The following is a 17,437-nucleotide window of genomic DNA, read 5'->3' on the forward strand; positions in this document are numbered from 1 at the left end:
TCATGCTGCCCATGCCAACCGTCGCCAGCATCTACGCCGCGCTCGGCCGCTGGGCGCTCTATGCCCTGATCGCCGTCGGTCTGCTGCTCGCCGGCTACCTGCACGGCATCGACACCAGCGAAAAGGCCCAGGCCAAGCAGCTGCTCGATCAGGCCCTGGCCTACGCCGATCGCATCGTCCAGCTGCAGGACCAGGGCGAACAACTCACCGCACAGAACAACACCCTGCGCACCGCGCAGGCCGAAAAAACCCGCATCGTCACCCGTGAGGTCCTCCGCTATGTTCAAGTCACGCCGCCTGATCGTCGTGTTGTCCTGCCTGGCACTTGGCGCCTGCGCCACGACGCCGCTGCCGCCGGCGATCTTGCCGCCGCTGCCGCCGGACCCCTGGCTGATGGAGCCGCCGGAACCGCTCAAGCCCTTGCCGAGCAGCCCGTCGCCGACGACATCGCCCTCGAAACCGTCGCCGACAACTACCGCGCCTGCCGGGAAACCGCCGCAAAGCTGGAAGGCTGGCAACGTCGCCAGCGCGCTCTGGCGGGAACCGCACCATGAAAAAACCGGCTGAGCTGCGCAAGCACCTGCAGCAATGGGTGCCGGACCTAGACCGGAACCCGGATAAGCTGCACATGTTCGTCAACAAGGGCCGAGTCAGCGCGCAGCACGGCGGTAATCTCAGCTTCGAACAGCACTACCAGCTCGAAATCATCGTCACCGATTTCGGCGAATCGCTCGACGTCCTCAACGTCCCGCTGCTTATCTGGATCAGCGAACACCAGGCGGACATCCTGCTCAACCCGGACGCGAAGACCAAGGCCGTCGAGTTCGAGGCCGAGATCATCGACGCCAGCAAGGCCGACATCCGGATCACCCTCGAACTCTCCGAGCGCGTCATCGTCCAGCCGGCGGCCGGTGGCGGCTACACCTGCGCGCACGTCGACGAACCGCCGCTGCCCGACCTCACCGGCCCCACCGGCTGGGCCATCTACCCCAATGGCGATCCGGTCGCCGAAGACGATGGCGGCTGACGACCTCGCCGCGCTCGACGCCTTCGCCGCCGACCTCGTCGCCAAACTCGAGCCGGGTGCACGGCGCGAACTCGCCGCCGCGCTCGCCAACGAACTGCGCGCCAGCCAGCAGCGGCGCATCGCCGCGCAGCAGAACCCGGACGGCTCCGCCTACGCGCCGCGTAAACTGCAGCTCAGGCACCAGAAGGGCCGCATCCGCCGCGCCATGTTCAGCAAGCTGCGCACCGCGCGCTTTCTCAAAGCCAGGGGCACCGCGGACGCCGCCATCGTGGGTTTCACCGAGCAGGTATCGCGCATCGCCCGCGTGCACCAGGGCGGCCTGCGCGACTACGTCAACCGCCGCACCGGGCTGGAAGTCGACTACCCCAAGCGCGAACTGCTCGGCTACAGCGAGCAGGATCTCGCGCGCATCGCCGAAATCGTCGTCGCACACCTGGCTCGGGCGTAAGCCGGCGCCCTACACCCGGCGGCACAAGCCATGCGCGCGCGGGGCCGGCATCATCGGCCTCATGGACATCGCCACCCTCTCCCGCCTGCTGGAAAACCTGATCCGCGTCGGCACGATCCATTCGGTCGACCTCAGCAAGCCGCGCGTGCGCGTCGAGACCGGCCGCATCGTCACCGACTGGCTGCGCTGGATCGAAGACCGGGCCGGCGAGACCACCACATGGAACCCGCCCACCATCGGCGAACAATGCATCATCCTGTCACCCTCCGGCGTGCTGGAACAAGGCGTCGTCCTGCGCGGCCTGCCGTCCGACGTCATTGACACCCCGAGCCGCAGCCCGGTCGAGCACGTCGTCAAGTTCCCCGACGGCGCCACCTTCACCTACGACCACGACGCCGGCCACCTCAGCATCACCGGCATCAAGACGGCCATCATCGTCGCCGAAGAAAGCATCACGCACGACACGCCGCTCACGCACCTGACCGGCAAATGCGTGATCGACGACCTGCTCACCTACAACAACGGACTCGCCGGCTACGGCGGCGGCAACGGCAGCGCCATCAAGGGAGACCTCCGCCACCGCGACGGCGTCCTCGAGCAGCAGAACGTCGCGCAGACCAACACCGGCGGATCGATCACCGACAACGGCATCACCCTGCATACCCATCGCCACGAAGGGGTCTATCCGGGCGGCGACACCAGCGGGGGGCCGGTCGCATGATGTCCCGCACCACTGGCCGCGCCATCGGCGAAGACGAGCACATCCGGCAATCGGTCGCCGACATCCTGACCACGCCCATCGGCAGCCGGGTCGAACGCCGCGCCTACGGCTCGAACATCCCAGACCTGATCGACTTCCCCGCCACCCCTGCCAACCGCCTGCGCCTCATGTCCGCCAGCGTCATGGCGCTGACCCGCTGGGAGCCGCGCATCGGCATCAGCACCGCGGCGGTCGACTACACCATGGACGGAAAAACCACCATCACGCTCGACGCCGTCAAACGCCGCGGCCAGCGCGCCGGCCAACCCATCACCCTGGTCCAGGCCCTCAAATGACCGTCGACCTGTCATCCCTGCCCGCCCCGGACGTCGTCGAGACGCTGGTCTTCGAAGCCATCGTCGCCGAGATCAAGGCTGACTTCATTGCCCGCTACCCGGCCGGCGCCGACGTCCTTGACCTCGAAAGCGAACCCGTCGTCAAGCTGCTCGAAGCCTTCGCTTACCGCGAGCTCAACCTGCGCGCCCGCTACAACGACGAAGCCCGCGCCGTCATGCTCGCTTTTGCCGAAGGCGCTGACCTCGACCATATCGGCACCACCTACTATCAGGAAGCCCGTCTCGTCGTCACGCCGGCCGACCTCGACACCATCCCGCCCATGCCGGCAGTCATGGAACTCGACGCCGACTACCGAAACCGCCTGGCCCTCAAGCCAGAGAGCTACTCCGTCGCCGGCCCGCGTGACGCCTTCCGGTTCCACGCCATCAGCGCCGACGGCCAGATCAAGGACGCCTCGGTCGACAGCCCGGAAGGCGGCACCACGCGGGTATTCGTACTGACGCGCACGGGCAACGGCATGCCAACGCCGACGCAGCTCGCCACCGTCACCGGCGCCCTGAGCGGCGAGACCGTCAGGCCGCTGTCCGAATCCGTCGTCGTCGCTGCACCGGAAATCGTCAACTACAGCCTGGATCTCGCGCTCACCTTCTTCGCCGGGCCGAGCACCGAAGTCGGCCTCGCCGCCGCGCAGGCCGCACTCGCCAGGTTCGCCGCCGACAGCCACCGGCTCGACACCGACATCATCCGCTCCGCCATCGATGCCGCCGCACACGTCGCCGGCGTGAAGAAAGTCGTCATCGCCAGCCCGGCCGCGGACATCGTCTGCACGCGCGGGCAAGCCCCGTACTGCACCGGCATCAACCTCACCGTCGCGGGGGTCGAATGAGCGCGCTGCTGCCGCCCCAGAGCACCACGCTCGAGCGAGCCGTCGACCAGAGCGCCGCGGCGCGCCTCGCCGCCCTGCCGGCCGTCGTCAGCAGCCTGTGGAATGCCGACACCTGCCCGCCGGCCATGCTGCCCTACCTCGCCTGGGCGCTGTCGGTCGACGAGTGGGACGAAACCTGGTCAATCGATCGCAAGCGCGCCGTGATCCGAGAATCCCGGCTGATCCACCAGCAGAAGGGCACGCTCGCCGCGGTTCGGCGCGCGCTGGCCAGCATCGGCCAGGGCGATGCGCTGGTGATCGAGCGCGGCGACTACATTCACCGAAATGGCGTCGCCCTGCGCGATGGCACGCATCGGCGCCGCGGTTCCGGTGGCTGGGCAACCTACCGCGTGGTGCTGCGCGAGCCGATCACCATCGACCAGGCGCAACGCATCAAGCGATTGCTGTCAGCCGTCCAGCGCAACTGCATCACCCTGACCGCCATCGATTTCCGCAAAGCCACCTTGCGCCGAAACGGCCAGGCCATGCGCAACGGCAGCTACACCCGCGGCCTTGTCAACACCAGCATTTCATAGGAGTCAACATGGCTATCTTGCCCGAAGCCGACGAATGGACCCCCGGCATCTATCAATACGAGGAAGAGGACGTCCTGCAGGGCGGCCCGGACGGCATGGACAACGTCCAAGGCAAAGCACTGGCGAACCGGACGCTGTGGCTGAAAAACCAGATCGCCAACCTGTCGACCGGAAAACAGCCGCTGGATGCCGAACTGACCGCGCTCGCCGCGCTGGTCAGCGCCGCTAACACCCTGCCCTACTTCACCGGCGCCGGCGCCGCTGCCCTGACCACCCTGAGCGCCTTCGCCCGGACCCTGCTCGACGACGCCGATGCCGCCGCGGCACGGGCAACCATCGGCGCCAACGACGCCAGCAACCTGACTACCGGCACCATCCCCGCCGCCCGCGTACCGACGCTCAATCAGAGCACCACCGGCAACGCGGCGACGGCCACGAAGCTGGCAACCGCCCGCACCATCAACGGCGTCCCATTCGACGGCACGGCCAACATCACCATCTCCAGCACCGATGCCTCGAAGCAGCCGCTGGACGATGAGCTCACCGCCCTGGCGGCGCTGGTCAGCGCCGCCAACACCCTGCCCTACTTCACCGGCGCCGGCGCCGCTGCCCTGACCCCCCTGAGCCCATTCGCCAGGACCCTGCTCGACGACGCCAATGCGGCCGCTGCCCTGGCAACCCTCGGCGCTGCCCCGCTTGTCAATGCGGCGCTGGGAGGTACCCCGACTGTACCCACGGCCGCCGCCGGAACGAACACGACGCAGATCGCCTCGACGGAATTTGTCCAGGCCGCCAGAGGCGCGTCGGCACCGGTTCGGCAAACGGTTCTTACCGGCCCATGCGATGGCAACGGTTGGCCGAGCTTTCTCCCGGCAACCTCGGCCAACTTGTCCATCTCAACGCAAAATGTCGGTGTCGACAGCGCCGCGTTGATCGTCGGCAGCGCCAGCGGGTTTTCTATCGACGGCGCCGTCGACCGCCTCGGCATCACGACCGAAAACCTGACCTGGGCATTAACGGCAAACGCAACGAACTACCTCTATGTTGATGTTTCCGCCGATGGAACCCTGGTCCCCGGCAGCACAACGATCCCGCCGATCTATACGAACAGCAACGCGCCAGCAGCAACCAATGGACAAGCGACTTTTTGCATAAAATTAATGCGGATGTTCGTTGGCAACGGTGCCGCCCCTGTGAAGGCAAATCGTGTATTTGTCGGCGAAGCGGTCACCAGTGCCGGCGCAGTAACAAGCGCAATCGCCTACGCTTATAACGGGATATACGACTCCGGCTTTTACGCAGTCGCAGCCGCGAGCAGCTACAACAAAAACCATAATCTGGGAGTGCTGCCGCTTTCAGCATCGCAACTTGTAGCGCAGAACGCCGACGGCTCCGGGTGGCTTGTATACATGGGCGTCCAGGGGAATTCGACCGGCATCAACCAAGGCGCGTCGATTATCTCAGCCTCTCGGGTGTCGATGATGCTGAAGACCGGGCCGAACTATGTCGCCTGTTTCACAAACGCGGCGGGAAACCAGAGTTATGAGCCCTCTGGATACGCCCGCCAACTCATATCGAGAGGATGGTAAGCATGGGCTTCATTTCTTCGACCACCGGGCAATACTACGAGGGCGACCGCATCGGCGGCGATCAGGAAGTGCCTGCGCGGCCAAATGCCGAGGCGGTCGCGATCAAGTGGGAACAGATCAAGGCCGCGCGTGATCAACGCACGGAACAAGGCGGCGTCCAGGTCGACGGCCGCTGGTACGACACCGACAGCGCCAGCGCGCTACGCTACAAGTACCTCGCCGACCTCGCCCTCGCTGCCGGCGGTGTTGTTAACGAAACCATCGTCCGCGCCGACTGGCGGCCGATGGACTACGACACCCTCGGCCCGGTCGACATGACCTACGGCCTGCTCCTGCGCATCATGCGCGCCGGCATCGAGCAGGCGCTGGCCATCGACACCGCCGCCGAGGTGCATCGCGCCGCGCTTCTGGCGGCCGAGGATCCTGCCGCATACGACTACCGCGGCGGTTGGCCGCTGGCGTTTTTCGACCCTCGGGCGTAAGCCGCGCCCCTACACCCGCCGCCGCGTGACCCCCGCGCGCGCGGCCGGCACCATGGGTGGCACACCTTGACCAGGAGCCACCCATGCCCGCCGACTACCATCATGGCGTACGGGTCTTCGAGCTTAACGAAGGCACCCGCCCCATCCGCACCATCGAAACCGCCATCATCGGCCTGGTCGGCATCGCCGACGACGCCGACGCGGCAACCTTTCCGCCCAACACCCCGGTCCTGATCACCGACGTCCTCGCCGCCAGCGGCAAGGCCGGCGACCTCGGCACCCTCGCCCCGTCGCTCGACGCCATCGCCGACCACGGCAGTCCGGCCGTCGTCGTCGTCCGCGTCCCCAAGGGCGCGACCGATGCCGAAACCACCAGCAACCTGGTCGGCAGCGTCACCGCCGGTGGCCAACTCACCGGCGTCAAGGCGCTGCTCGGCTCGCAGGCGCGCTTCGGCGTCAAGCCGCGCATCCTGGGCGTGCCGGGGCTGGATTCCCTGCCCGTCGCCACCGAACTCGTCGCGATCGCCAAGAAGACCCGCGCCATGGCCTACCTGTCGGCCTACGGCGCCGAAACCAAGGAAGCCGCCGTCGCCTACCGCGAGAACTTCGGCGACCGCGAAGCCATGGTCATCTGGCCCAACTTCACCCGCTGGGACACCGTCGCCAATGCCACCGCCGTCGCCCCGGCCGCCGCCCGCGCGCTCGGCCTGCGCGCCTGGATCGACGAAAACCACGGCTGGCACAAGACGCTGTCCAACGTGCCGGTGCAGGGCGTCACCGGCATCAGCCAGGACGTCTACTTCGACCTGCAGGACGAGTCTACCGACGCCAACTACCTCAACAGCCACGAAGTCACCACCCTGGTGCGCCGCGACGGCTACCGCTTCTGGGGCTCGCGCACCTGTTCCGACGACCCGCTGTTCGCTTTCGAATCCGCCGCGCGCACCGCGCACGTGCTGGCCGACACCATCGCCGAAGCGCACTTCTGGGGCGTCGACAAGCCGCTCACCCCCTCGCTCGCCCGCGACATCATCGAAGGCGTCAAGGCCAAGGGCCGCGAGCTCGTCCGCCTGGGCTACCTGCTTGGCTTCGACTGCTGGCTCGACCCCGCGCTGAACGCACCGGTGGTGCTCAAGGCCGGCAAGCTCTACATCGACTACGACTACACCCCCGTGCCGCCGCTCGAAAACCTCATGTTCCAGCAGCGCATCACCGACCGCTACCTGCTCGACTTCGCGTCGCGCATGGCCGCCTGACCCACCGGAGAAAACCATGCTCCCGACCAACCTCAAGAACTTCAACCTCTACAACGACGGCGAATCCCTGTTCGGCGTCGCCGAAGAAGTCGTCCTGCCCAAGCTGTCGCGCCAGATGGAGGAATACCAGGCGGCCGGCATGCCCGGCCCGATCGACATCGACATGGGCAACGAAAAAATGGTCCTTGAATGGACCAGCGCCGGACTCGTCTTCAGCGCCATCAAGCAGTACGGCGCGAAGAAGCCGGACGCCCTGATGCTGCGCTTCTCCGGCGCCTACCAGCGCGAGGACACCGGCGACACCCATGCCGTCGAAATCGTCGTGCGCGGCCGGCACAAGGAAATCGACATGGGTACCGCCAAGGTCAAGGACCCGACGAAGACCAAGATCACCACCACGCTCGCCTACTACAAGCTGATCGTCGACGGCGAGGTCCTGATCGAATACGACGCCCTGGCCATGATCTTCGTCGTCAACGGCACCGACCTGCTCGAAGACCAGCGCAAGGCCATCGGCCTGGCGTAACGCATACCCACCCCGCGAGCCTGCGAAAGTCCGCCCCGGCGCCTCGGCGCACGGGGCGGCCAGGGCAGCGGAAAACCAAGGAGAACCCCCTCATGACCACCAGCACCACGATCACCCTCTCCGTCCCGCTCAAGCGCGGCGACAAGGAACTGCACGACATCGTCCTGCACAAGCCCAACAGCGGCGCGCTGCGCGGCGTCAGCCTGCGCGAACTGCTCGACATGGGCACCGACGCCATCATCACCGTCGTCCCGCGCGTCTCCGACCCCAAGATCACACCGCAGGAAATGGCGGTCGTCGAACCCTGCGATCTGCTCAAGATGGGGGCCGCGCTCGCCGGTTTTTTGCTCCCGCCGGAAGTCCTGGCCGAGGCGGAGAAGAGCACCCAGTCCCCGACCGTGTAGAGGAATTCATGGCCGACATCGCCGTCGTCTTCCACTGGACGCCCGAATCCATGAACCCCATGGAACTCGACGAACTGTGCGCCTGGCGTGCCCGTGCCGCCGCGCGCATGCCCAAGGGCGACGGCAATGAATAACCTCGAACTCAAGGTCGTCTTCGCCGCGGTCGACAAGTTCGTCCGCCCGGTGAAGGCGATCACCGGCGCCGCCACCGAGGCGGCCAAGGCGCTGCGCGACAACACCGCACGCATCAAGGAACTCAACCGCAGCGTCGAGCAGATCGACGCCTTCAAAAAGGCCGAGAAAGACGCGGCGATCACCGCCAACACCTTTGCCAAAACCCGCCGGCAGATCGACGAACTCAATGCCGCCATCAGCCGGACGGGCGTGCCGACACGGGCACAATCCGCCGAACTCGCCACCCTTACCCGGCGCTCGGAAGACCTTCGGCAAAAGCACAAATCGCTGACCGAAACCGAGCAGAAGCTCTTCGAAAGACTCAAGGCCGCCGGCATCGACACCCGCAACCTGGCCGAGGCGCGCCGGCAGCTGGCCAGCGCCAGCGGCCAGGCCAGCACAGAAAGCCGGCGCCTGCAGGCCAACCTCGACGCCGAAAACCAGAAGATGCGCCGCCTGCGCGCTGCCCAGGCCGACCTTGCCAAGGCCAAGTCCACCGCCGGCAAGCTGGCCATGGCCGGCGCCGGCATCACGGCGGCCGGCGCCGCCGTCGGACTGCCGGCCGCCCGTGCGGTCAACGACTTCCGCGACTTCGAAACCGCCATGCTTGGCGTCGCCCGGCAGATGGACGGTGCCCGCGACGCCAGCGGAAAGCTGACCGCCGACTACTGGGACATGGCCGCCGCCATCAAGGCCATGAGCGAACGCCTGCCCGGCACCGCCAACGACATCGCAAAGATCGTCGAAGGCGGCGCCCGCATGGGCATCCAGGGCAAGCAGAACCTGCTGATCTACGCCGAAACCACCAGCATCATGGCCAACGCCTTCGACCTGCCGGTCGACCAGGTCGGTGAAGACATCGGCAAGATCAGCCAGCTCTACAAGGTGCCGATCCAGGACATCAAAGAACTCGGCGATACCATCAACTGGCTGGACGACAACGCGCTGAGCAAGGGCGGCGACATCATCGACGTCATGAAGCGCATCGCCGGCACCGCCGACATGTCCAAGATGAGCTACCGCGAAGCCGCCGCGCTGGGTTCCACCTTTCTCAGCCTCGGCGCTGGCGCCGAGGTGGCGGCCAGCGCATCGAACGCCATGGTGCGCGAGCTCGCCGTTGCTAACATGCAGAGCAAGCGCTTCCGCGAAGGCCTCGGCATGCTGGGGCTGGACGGCAAGGCCGTGCAGGCGGGCATGGCGAACAACGCCACCGGCACCATCATCATGGTGCTGGAAAAGATCAAGGCGCTCGCCGGCGACAAGCAGCTCGAAGCCGCCACCCGCCTGTTCGGCAAAGAATTCGGCGACGACGCCGCCAAGCTGGCCAGCAACCTCGAGGAATACCGCCGGCAGCTGGCACTGGTCCGCGACGAAGCCGCCAAGGGCAGCATGGACCGCGAATTCAGCGCCCGTGCCGACACCCTGAATCAGCGCATCGAAAACGCACAGGACAGCATCCGCAACCTCTCCAGCGACCTCGGCCAGCACCTCAAGCCGGCCATTGCCGACACGCTCGAAAGCACGCAATCCATCATCCAGGGCATCCGCGACTGGGCGGCGGAAAACCCGCGCCTGTCAGCCGGCATCATTACCGGCGTCAAGTGGCTGGCCATCCTGCTCACCGTGCTGGGCGCCATCACCATCGCCGCCGGGGCGATCCTCGTCCCGCTGGCCATGCTCAAATTCTCGTTGGCGGCAATCGGCCTGTCCGGATCGGCGGGAAAAGCCGGGCTAGCTGGGATAGCCTCGAAAATCTGGCTGGTCCTCGGCCCCATCACAAAGCTGACAGCCGCATTCGGTGCAGGATACGCGGCCGGCACCCTGCTCAATGCCGGCATCGATACCCTGCTCTCGAAGATCCTCGGCTACGAAACCACGCTCGGCGGCAGCATCTACGATCTTGAGCAGCGAATCCGCGGCGGATTCGGCAATGCCGTCACCTGGCTGGAGACCCTGCCGCTCCGCGCCGTCACCGTCGGCAGCGAACTGGTCAACGGCATGATCCGCGGCATCCAGGCCCGCTGGGACGCGCTGCGCAGCACCGTGACCGGCATGGCCGACTCAACCATCGGCTGGGTCAAGGAAAAGCTCGGCATCCGCTCGCCATCACGGGTGTTTGCCGAAATCGGCGCTTTCACCATGCAGGGGTTTGAACGCGGCATCCTGCAGAACGACACCGGTCCGCTCAACGCGCTGGGCGGCGTGGCCCGCCAGCTCGCCGGCATCGGCAGTGCCGCCGCGCTCAGCATGTCGCCAATCGGCATCGGCTCGGCGGCGGCAGCTGGTGGAAACACCTACCACATCAGCATCCAGGCGCCGGCCGGTGCCGATGAGCAGCTGCTCGCCAGCCTCGTCATCCGCGCCATCGAGCAAGCCGATGCCCGCAAGGCCGCCGCCCGCCGGTCGCGCCTCACCGATTCGGAGTAAGCCATGTACGGCGTCCCGGCCATCCACATGCTCATGATCTACGGTCTCTTCCCCTTCGGGCTGGATACCGTCCCCTACCAGCAACTGCAGCGCCAGATCAGCTGGCGGCACCCAGAAAATGCCCGCGTCGGCGCCCGGCCGGCCTCGCAATTCGTCGGCCGCGGGGCCGAAACGATCACCCTGTCCGGGCTGCTGGTGCCCGAGATCACCGGCGGCAAGATCAGCCTGGCCGCGCTCGAAGCCATGGCCGACGAAGGCAAGTCGTGGCCGCTCATCGAAGGCACCGGCTGGTATTACGGCATGTTCGTCGCCGAGGACCTGGCCACCACCGCCAGCGCCTTCTTCGCCGATGGCGCCGCCCGCAAGATCGAGTTCTCCCTGCGCCTCAAGCGTACCGACGACGACCCCAGCCTGCTCGGTACCGTCGGCAACGAACTGCTCAAACTGCTGGATCTCAAATGATCGACCTCGGCCAATACCTGGCCCGCCAGCCGGACCGCCGCATCGACTGGCGCATCGCGGTCGACGGCAAGCAGATCAGCCAAACCATCGATGGCCGCCAGCGCCTCATGTCGCTCACGCACACCGACCTGCGCGGTTTCGAGGCCGACACCCTCGACATCGAGTTCGATGACAGCGACGGCGCGCTGGCGCTGCCTGCCAAGGGCGCCGAAATCACCTTCGCGTTCGGCTGGGCCGGTGAAGGCCTGGTCGACAAGGGCAAATTCATCGTCGCCGACGTACAGCACCGCGGCACGCCGGACGTGCTCGCCATCCGCGCCACCAGCGCCGACCTGGCCGCCGGGCTGACCACCCAGCGCGAACGCGCCTGGCACCAGACCACGCTGGGCGCCATCGTCCGCACCATCGCCGATGAAAACGGCCTCAAGCCGCTGGTCCACGCCAGCCTGGAAAACATCGCCATCGCGCACGACGACCAGACCAACGAAAGCAGCGCCAGCTTCCTCACGCGCCTCGCCAAGCGCTACGATGCCTACGCCGCAGTCAAGAACAACTACCTCATCGTCTCGCCGTCCGGCGCCGGCATCACCGCCAGCGGCGCCGAGCTGCCCACCCTCGACATCACCCGCCAGCGCGGCGACCAGCACAACTTCCTCTTCGCCGACCGCGACACCTTCGCCGGCGTGCGCGCGCTGTACAACGACGTGGATCTCGCCGTCAAAGGCGAGGTCGTCTGGGGCGACAGCGAAGACAGCAACGAGCGCAAGCAGCGCCCGGCCACCGTCAGCACAACGCCGGTCAACGGCCAGTACAAGGCGCTACCGACCACCTACCCGAGCCGCCAGAAAGCGCTGCGTGCGGCCCGCGCGGAATGGAAACGCCTCAAGGGCAACAAGGCCGCCAGAGCGGCCTACATCGGCGTGCGCGCCAAGTACAACGACCGCAACCTCAGCGCGGCCGGCGAAGTCGCCTACGGCCAGGCCGACGACGACAAGGCCATCGCCAGCGCCAAACGCCAGGCCGCCACCGACGCCAGCCGGATGACCGGCACAGCCAACCAGTTCGATCGAACCGCCGACAACCTCAAGACGCTGCGCCACGTCTACAGCAACCGCCAGAACGCCCTGCGCGCCGCCCGCGCCGAGTGGCGCCGCCTGCAGCGCGGCGTGGCGACATTCAGCCTCACACTCGCCGTCGGCATCCCCGAAGCCATCCCGGAAATGCCCGCCATCGTGCGGGGCTGGAAGCCGCAGATCGACGGCACCGACTGGCTGGTGACCAAAGCGACCAACACCATCGGGGCCGATGGCGGTTATTCGCAAGTGCTGGAGTTCGAGGTAAAGGCGACAGAGATTGTGACGGAGTCAGCAATATAACCTTATTGATATTGCTATTGCATACTACCTTGGCAAAATAAAGCCCTCCGGGAGAGGGCTAAGGGAACATATTACGACATGCTCCGGGATCGGTTGGCGATCCCTTCTGGCTGTTATATCGCCGCCAGTACTGTCATCGACTCGTTTGTGACAGGTCATCGTTTGCAAGGCGCTTGGCAAACGTCAGCAGCATTTCTGCATCACTATCCGTCAGCGGCAAACTGAAGATTTCTTCAGCCACCCTGGCCGCCGGCGTATAGGGCCGGGATTCGGGCTCATGCAGCACCGCCCCTCCATCGCTGGCGATCGAGCGACGCCCGGTGATCACATACCCGATGTCGGCACCGATGCCATAAAACAGGATCAACTTGTCGAGTTTTGGCGGCGTCGAGCCTTTTTCGTAAGAGATGATCGTCCGCTCAGTCGTCACCAGCGGCGCGGCGAGCTGCCCCTGCGTAAAGCCAAGCCGCAGCCGTTCCTCGCGGAACCTACGCCCGAACCCGAAAATAATTTCATCAACTTCCGTTGACATATGAAACTTTCTTCACCACAATGTGTTACACACAACACAGAACTTCCATCATCGCATGAGCAACACAAAGCGCAACCCCGACGGTGTCGTAAAAGGAAGCCCGATTCCGCTTCGGCTGATGCCGCAGGAACTGAAAGAGGCACATGCCGTGGCCGATCAATTTCAGATCAGCCGATCAAAACTCGGCCGCGATGCCTTCATTGCTGGCCTCCCAATTGTCATCAAGCGTCTATCCTCTGCCGCCGCCAGCCTCCCCCCCTCGAAACCGGCGGCGGACTTTACCGGCGGTGAGGCTTCGGCCTCACCGTCCGGCCTTTCTTCTCTCGCAGAATAGGGCCAGGTGAAAAAATGATCATGCAGCGCGCAACGCACCCCAGCCCCATCGCCCTGCTCCGCGAGCACATCGAAGCCTGGCGCCGCGACAATCGCTGGTCCCGCGAGACGACCGCGGACATGATCGTCCAGGCGCACATCCGCATCGGCGGCCCGGTATTCACCGGCATTGCCTTCGAGCCGCCCACGACCGACACCTTCGAGCGCATGCGCGTCAACGCCGACCGCATCTTCCGCTGGCTCGATGACGTCACCAAAGACAAGAACCTTCTGCCCTTCAATTTCCTGCTGTCCATCGTCGCCGCCCTGCCGGAAGACCGCCGCATCCTGCTGCTCAACGACCTGCTGGCGCCGGTCGGCCTGCATGTCGAAGCCGGCCAGGACGACGATGCCGACGTCACCCACGAAGAGCTCGTCGATGCGTTCCGGACCCTGGTCGAGCATGGGGCGCAGGCCACCGTCGCCACCAGCCAGCTACTCGATGGCATCCACCCCGGCGAGATCGAGCATGCCGAGAAAAAGCTCGGCCTGATCGCGTCGACCGTAAAAAAGGCCCGTGGCCTGATGGCCCGGTTGAAAAAGCGGAGGTCGGCATGAGCGAATTCAACCAGTGGCGCATCGTCTGCCCGCACTGCGGCCACACCAGCACCGTTCGCAGCTCCAAGCAGATGGGCGATACCGTGCGCGAATCGACGGTCACCTGCGACAACCCGGAGTGCATGCATAGCTGGGTCGCTCAACTGGTCGCCGTCCGCACCATCGCCCCATCGATGAACCCCAAGCCGGGCGTCTACATCCCGCTGTCTCCCCGCTCTCAGGCGGCCGAGCAGCAGGCAGCTGCCGCGCAACTGGAACTCGGCATGACGCACCCGCCGCCGCGCCCAGGCTGACGCCCTAGCCCCACAACCCACTCATCCACCAGCACGCTGGAAACAGCGCGCAGGGACTTTTTACGCCAAAAAACGGAGCCAGACATGGCACAGCAAACACCGATACGCGCAATCAAGGAAGCCAGAAAGATGGCCGACGAGCACGGCATGCTCGTCATCGAAAAGGCGGGTCGCTTCCTGCTCTACCGCAAGCTGCCGCACCGCAACGTCTACATCGGTTTCCGGTCGGACATCGAGGCCTTCCGCCGCTTCGTCGAAGCCTGCGCCTACCCCAAGCAGAAGGAAGCGCGGCACTGACATGGCTGAAATGCGCAACGACATCCTCGTCGAGCTGCTGCCGCGGATCAAGGCGGACTTCAAGTTCAAAAAAACCGTCGGCGGCTGGCTGCAGGGCGGCGAGTGCCCGAAATGCAACAAGAAAGAGCTCTTCGCCAAGGCCGACAATCCCTGGACGCTCAACTGTGGGCGAAAGGACAACTGCGGCCACATCGTCTACGTCAAGGAAGAGTACCCGGACATCTTCGACGACTGGTCAAAGCGCTACGCACAGTCGCCGGCCGAACCGAACGCCGCAGCGGATGCCTACCTGCGGACCAATCGCGGCTTCGACCTGGCCAGAATCCAGGGCTGCTACACCCAGGAGTATTACCAGGACAGAAAGAAGGGCATCGGCTCCGCCACGGTTCGCTTTCCCATCGCCAACGGCGGCTACTGGGAACGTCTGATCGACCAGCCCGGCCGCTTCGAGAAAAAGGCCAACTTCAACTTCGGCGCGCAGTACCAGGGCACGGTATGGGAACCGCCCATGCCGCAGCCGGACGACGAAATCTGGTTTGTCGAAGGCATCTTCGACGCCATCGCATTGATGCATGCCGAGCGCTACGCCGCCACGCCGCTATCGTGCAACAACTACCCTTACCTGTTCCTTCAGGCGATTGCCGAGCGCTGCATCCAGTCAGACAAGAAGCGCCCGAAGCTCGTCTTTGCCTACGACGACGGCAAGGCCGGACGCGACTACATGCGGCGCCACGTGGCCCGCGCCACCACCGAAGGCTGGGAGGCCAGTGCCGCCTACATCCGCTTCGAGCGCGGCGTAAAGCGGGACTGGTCCGACCTGCACCTGGCTGGCGGCATCACCGACGAAGCGATCGAGGACGCCCGCTACCGCGGCGCGCTGCTCACCGCCCGCAGCGCCGCCGACAAGGCCGGGATCATTTTCAAGAAAAAGCAGTGGCGCGACTTCTACTTCGACTTCAACAACCGCCTCTATTGGTTCGAAATCGACTACAAGAAGCTCAGCGATGCCGAGGAATACCTCAAGAAAGAGGCCGGCAACGCGCAAAAGACCCCGGAAGAGATCAAGCGCATGGCGCTCGAACAATCCCGTACCGTCTTCGAAATCGCCAACTGCCTGCCCACCCCGCTCTACTACCAGTCCAGCGCACTGACCGACGAGGCCTGGTACTACGTCCGCATCGATTTCCCGCACGACGGCAACAGCCTCAAGGCCGCATTCAACGGCCGCCAGATTCGCGTCGCCGGCGAGTTCTCCAACCGCCTGATCCACGTCGCGCCCGGCGCGCTCTACACCGGCAATCAGCGCCACCTGGACCTCTGGCTCAAGAGCCAGATGTTCGGCATCCGAACCGTCGACTCCATCGATTTCATCGGCTACAGCAAGGACCACAAGGCGTGGATTTTCGACAAGCTGGCGGTGGCCGAAGGCAAGGTCATCAAGCTCAATGAGGAAGACTTCTTCGACATCGGCAAGCGCGCAGTCAACAGCCGCAATAAAACGGTCAACCTCGCCATCAACGCCGACCTCACCGAATACGATCCGGCCTGGTCGAAAGTGCTGTGGTCCTGCTTTGGCGCCAAGGGATTCGTGGCGCTGTCCTACTGGCTGGGAAGCCTGTTTGCCGAGCAGATCCGCGAACCGGCATTCCACGAAAGCTACCCCTTCCTCGAAGTCACCGGCGAACCGAACGCCGGCAAATCGACGCTGATCGAATTTTTCTGGAAGCTCTGCGGCCGGACGGCCTACGAGGGCTTCGACCCGGCAAAATCCTCCGCCGCCGGCCGCTCGCGCAATCTGGTGCAGGTCTCCAACCTGCCCATCGTCCTCATCGAATCCGACCGCGACAAGGGCGAATCGGACAAGCTCAAGCAGCGCTCGTTCGACTGGGACGAGTTCAAGACGGCATTCAACGGCCGCAGCGTGCGCAGCCTGGGCGTCAAGAGCAGCGGTACCGACACCTACGAGCCACCCTTCCGCGGCGCGCTGGTGATCAGCCAGAACGCCAAGGTGGTGGCCTCCGACGCCTTCATGCAGCGGATCGTGCATATCTGGCTCGAGGCCAAGCCTGTCACTGTCCAGAGCCGCGCCAACTTCAAGGCGCTCACCGGCTTCCCGGTCAAGGCCTGCAGCGGATTTGTGCTCAAGGCCACCCGCGCCGAGCCGGAGATCCTGAAGACGGTCCAGCAACGCTACGAGGCCTACGTTCAGCTACTCGACGACCGGCCCGAGATCCGACAACAGCGGGTCAAACACAACCACGCCCAGCTCATGGCCTTGGTCGATGCGTTGCGACTGATCGTCGAGTTCGACGACGACATGCACCTCGCCATCCTCGAAGAAATCATCGCCATGGCGATCGAGCGGCAGGAAACCATCAACGACGACCCGCCGGTTGTCCAGGAATTCTGGGAAGTCTTCGACTACATCGAGTCCAGAAACGACGAGTCGACGCTCAATCACAGCCGGGATGACCGCCAGATCGCCGTCAGCCTCAACGAGTTTGTCAGCCGCGCCGAATCCATGCGTCAACAGGTGCCCGACATGCGCGAGGTCAAGAAGCACCTGCGCAACAGCCGCTGGCGCCGCTTCGTCAAGGCCAACCACCCGGTCAACAGCCGCATCACCAATAAAACGGTCAAGTGCTGGGTCTTCGAGCGGGACGACCCGCGCCGCAAGGCCGGCGACGACTGAACCA

At 65.2% G+C, this 17,437-nt stretch carries 22 protein-coding genes; 21 read left to right on the top strand and 1 reads right to left on the bottom strand.

Features of this window, described 5'->3' with window-relative positions; genetic code table 11:
• Nucleotides 1-2 precede the first annotated feature (2 nt).
• The 16 genes from L0962_RS05400 to L0962_RS05475 all read left to right on the top strand — a co-directional run bounded on the left by L0962_RS05400 (nt 3) and on the right by L0962_RS05475 (nt 12,689).
• Nucleotides 3-554, top strand: a complete 552-nt coding sequence (locus L0962_RS05400) for a hypothetical protein (protein ID WP_234085284.1) — start codon at nt 3-5, stop codon at nt 552-554.
• Nucleotides 551-1,027, top strand: coding sequence for a phage tail protein (locus tag L0962_RS05405; RefSeq protein ID WP_234085286.1), 477 nt, complete (start codon nt 551-553; stop codon nt 1,025-1,027). The genes L0962_RS05400 and L0962_RS05405 overlap by 4 nt, the downstream gene beginning before the upstream one ends.
• Nucleotides 1,017-1,475 (top strand): phage virion morphogenesis protein, encoded by a 459-nt coding sequence (locus L0962_RS05410; RefSeq protein WP_234085288.1) that lies wholly within the window; start codon nt 1,017-1,019, stop codon nt 1,473-1,475. Before L0962_RS05405 ends, L0962_RS05410 begins: the two co-directional genes overlap by 11 nt.
• Nucleotides 1,476-1,536: 61 nt before the next feature.
• On the top strand, nt 1,537-2,196 hold the full coding sequence (locus tag L0962_RS05415) for a phage baseplate assembly protein V (protein ID WP_234085297.1): 660 nt from the start codon (nt 1,537-1,539) through the stop codon (nt 2,194-2,196).
• A complete protein-coding gene (locus L0962_RS05420; protein ID WP_234085306.1) occupies nt 2,193-2,531 on the top strand; it encodes a GPW/gp25 family protein in 339 nt (112 codons plus the stop codon). Before L0962_RS05415 ends, L0962_RS05420 begins: the two co-directional genes overlap by 4 nt.
• Entirely contained in the window at nt 2,528-3,418 is an 891-nt protein-coding gene (locus L0962_RS05425) for a baseplate J/gp47 family protein (RefSeq protein ID WP_234085314.1), read from the top strand. The genes L0962_RS05420 and L0962_RS05425 overlap by 4 nt, the downstream gene beginning before the upstream one ends.
• Nucleotides 3,415-3,993: a phage tail protein I gene (locus L0962_RS05430; protein ID WP_234085316.1), complete on the top strand. Its 579-nt coding sequence runs from the start codon at nt 3,415-3,417 to the stop codon at nt 3,991-3,993. The genes L0962_RS05425 and L0962_RS05430 overlap by 4 nt, the downstream gene beginning before the upstream one ends.
• An 8-nt stretch (nt 3,994-4,001) precedes the next feature.
• Nucleotides 4,002-5,582 carry a hypothetical protein gene (locus L0962_RS05435; protein ID WP_234085318.1) on the top strand — a complete coding sequence of 527 codons (1,581 nt, stop codon included), beginning with the start codon at nt 4,002-4,004 and terminating at the stop codon, nt 5,580-5,582.
• 2 nt (nt 5,583-5,584) lie between these two features.
• The gene (locus L0962_RS05440) at nt 5,585-6,064 is read left to right on the top strand and encodes a DUF4376 domain-containing protein (RefSeq protein WP_234085319.1); all 480 of its coding nucleotides are present in this window, start codon (nt 5,585-5,587) and stop codon (nt 6,062-6,064) included.
• An 83-nt stretch (nt 6,065-6,147) separates the two neighbouring features.
• Nucleotides 6,148-7,320, top strand: coding sequence for a phage tail sheath protein (locus tag L0962_RS05445; RefSeq protein ID WP_234085321.1), 1,173 nt, complete (start codon nt 6,148-6,150; stop codon nt 7,318-7,320).
• 16 nt (nt 7,321-7,336) lie between these two features.
• Entirely contained in the window at nt 7,337-7,846 is a 510-nt protein-coding gene (locus L0962_RS05450; protein WP_234085322.1) for a phage major tail tube protein, read from the top strand.
• Between the two features lie 92 nt (nt 7,847-7,938).
• Entirely contained in the window at nt 7,939-8,250 is a 312-nt protein-coding gene (locus tag L0962_RS05455) for a phage tail assembly protein (protein ID WP_234085324.1), read from the top strand.
• Nucleotides 8,251-8,258: 8 nt separating this feature from the next.
• Nucleotides 8,259-8,384, top strand: a complete 126-nt coding sequence (locus L0962_RS05460) for a GpE family phage tail protein (RefSeq protein ID WP_234085326.1) — start codon at nt 8,259-8,261, stop codon at nt 8,382-8,384.
• The gene (locus L0962_RS05465) at nt 8,377-10,851 is read left to right on the top strand and encodes a phage tail tape measure protein (protein ID WP_301332246.1); all 2,475 of its coding nucleotides are present in this window, start codon (nt 8,377-8,379) and stop codon (nt 10,849-10,851) included. The genes L0962_RS05460 and L0962_RS05465 overlap by 8 nt, the downstream gene beginning before the upstream one ends.
• A 3-nt stretch (nt 10,852-10,854) precedes the next feature.
• Nucleotides 10,855-11,313, top strand: a complete 459-nt coding sequence (locus tag L0962_RS05470) for a phage tail protein (RefSeq protein WP_234085328.1) — start codon at nt 10,855-10,857, stop codon at nt 11,311-11,313.
• Entirely contained in the window at nt 11,310-12,689 is a 1,380-nt protein-coding gene (locus tag L0962_RS05475; RefSeq protein ID WP_234085330.1) for a contractile injection system protein, VgrG/Pvc8 family, read from the top strand. The genes L0962_RS05470 and L0962_RS05475 overlap by 4 nt, the downstream gene beginning before the upstream one ends.
• A gap of 133 nt (nt 12,690-12,822) precedes the next feature.
• Here the strand turns inward: L0962_RS05475 and L0962_RS05480 are convergent, their stop codons facing one another.
• Nucleotides 12,823-13,221, bottom strand: coding sequence for a helix-turn-helix domain-containing protein (locus tag L0962_RS05480; protein ID WP_234085332.1), 399 nt, complete (start codon nt 13,219-13,221; stop codon nt 12,823-12,825).
• 55 nt (nt 13,222-13,276) lie between these two features.
• On the opposite strand from L0962_RS05480, the gene L0962_RS05485 reads away from it, so the two are divergent.
• The 5 genes from L0962_RS05485 (at nt 13,277) to L0962_RS05505 (ending at nt 17,433) form a co-directional block, all read left to right on the top strand.
• Nucleotides 13,277-13,555, top strand: coding sequence for a hypothetical protein (locus L0962_RS05485; RefSeq protein WP_234085334.1), 279 nt, complete (start codon nt 13,277-13,279; stop codon nt 13,553-13,555).
• Between the two features lie 14 nt (nt 13,556-13,569).
• Nucleotides 13,570-14,151: a hypothetical protein gene (locus L0962_RS05490; RefSeq protein ID WP_234085336.1), complete on the top strand. Its 582-nt coding sequence runs from the start codon at nt 13,570-13,572 to the stop codon at nt 14,149-14,151.
• Nucleotides 14,148-14,444, top strand: a complete 297-nt coding sequence (locus L0962_RS05495; RefSeq protein WP_234085338.1) for an ogr/Delta-like zinc finger family protein — start codon at nt 14,148-14,150, stop codon at nt 14,442-14,444. Before L0962_RS05490 ends, L0962_RS05495 begins: the two co-directional genes overlap by 4 nt.
• Nucleotides 14,445-14,528: 84 nt before the next feature.
• Nucleotides 14,529-14,741, top strand: coding sequence for a hypothetical protein (locus tag L0962_RS05500; protein WP_234085341.1), 213 nt, complete (start codon nt 14,529-14,531; stop codon nt 14,739-14,741).
• Between the two features lies 1 nt (nt 14,742).
• Nucleotides 14,743-17,433, top strand: coding sequence for a toprim domain-containing protein (locus tag L0962_RS05505; protein ID WP_234085343.1), 2,691 nt, complete (start codon nt 14,743-14,745; stop codon nt 17,431-17,433).
• The last annotated feature ends 4 nt before the right edge of the window (nt 17,434-17,437 follow it).

Source organism: Azonexus sp. R2A61, from assembly GCF_021401135.1.
GTDB lineage: Bacteria > Pseudomonadota > Gammaproteobacteria > Burkholderiales > Rhodocyclaceae > Azonexus.